This window comes from Asticcacaulis sp. AC402 (assembly GCF_000495835.1).
In the GTDB taxonomy this organism is placed as follows: domain Bacteria; phylum Pseudomonadota; class Alphaproteobacteria; order Caulobacterales; family Caulobacteraceae; genus Asticcacaulis.
The window spans coordinates 1-1,295 of record NZ_AWGC01000007.1; the positions used below are offsets into that span (position 1 = coordinate 1).

Annotated in this window: 1 protein-coding gene; it reads left to right on the top strand. The window is 55.7% G+C overall.

The window, feature by feature from the left end; translation table 11 throughout:
* Nucleotides 1-1,295 (top strand): calcium-binding protein (locus ABAC402_RS25060; RefSeq protein ID WP_023448420.1); only part of this gene is annotated, 1,295 nt, incomplete at both ends.

The window sequence follows — 1,295 nt, forward strand, 5'->3', positions numbered from 1 at the left end:
GTTAATGGTGGCACTCACTATTATGCCTATGACATCGAAAAAGTCAATGTGACCGGCGGTTCGAGTCCCGACGTCCTTCGTGGTCTCTCCGGTAACGATACACTGAACGGTGCGGGAGGGAGTGATAACATCTCCGGAGCCGGTGGCAACGATCTCGTAGACGCGGGCGACGGCAATGACTCTGTTTTTGCGGGGTTCGGAAATGACTCATTGACCGGTGGATTGGGCAACGATTCCCTTTATGGTGAAGATGGCGACGACCTTATTGTAGGCGGTGTTTCTACGGACACGCTGGACGGTGGAACTGGCATCGATACGGCCAGCTACTCGGACGCATCAGGCGGCGTCGTTGTAAGCTTGGCCGTCACCGGGGCCCAGGACACCGGTTCGACGGGTTTCGATCGACTTGCGGGGTTTGAGAACCTCATCGGATCGGCATTTGGAGACGTTCTTACTGGAGACGAAGCTGGCAATCAACTGGACGGTCGGGCAGGCAACGACACGCTGACCGGTGGACTTGGTAACGACACCTTCCACATCGACAGTGCGACTGACGTGGTTATTGAATTGTCCGGGGGCGGTACTGACCTCATTATTGCGAGCATCCACTATTCTCTGACCGGAACAGCTTTGGAGAACCTGACCTTGTCCGGCAGCGAGGGGGTTCACGCTTCAGGCAACGAGGTGGACAACCTACTGACCGGAAATACCGGCAATAATGTGCTGGATGGCCAGTCCGGCAATGACACCATGGCAGGTGGATTGGGCGACGACCTTTATCAGGTCGACACTGCCGCAGACAGTATAGTTGAGGCCGGTGGCGAGGGCCATGATGAGGTCGAATCAACGGTCAGTTTCACACTGTCTTCCGACGTTGAAGCCTTGACGCTGTTAGGTTCGGACAACCTGAATGGCACCGGCAATGCCCTCGACAATGTTCTGGTCGGCAACAGCGGTCTCAATATCCTGACCGGTGGCCTCGGTGATGACACATATCAGATTCAGAACGCTGGCGATGTCATCGTCGAAAACTCGAACGAGGGTCAAGACCAGGTCGTGAGCCTCGTTTCCTACACCTTGGTTGGCAATGTTGAAAACTTGTCGATAGCCGGCCTTACAGATCAGACTGCGACAGGGAACGTACTCGCCAACCAAATCGTGGGCGGGATTGGCAACAATCTGATCGACGGAGCGCTCGGCGCGGACACGATGTCCGGCAACCTCGGGGACGATACCTTCATCGTCGAAGATGCGGGAGATACCGTTTCCGAAGGTTCAGAACAAGGCACTGACTT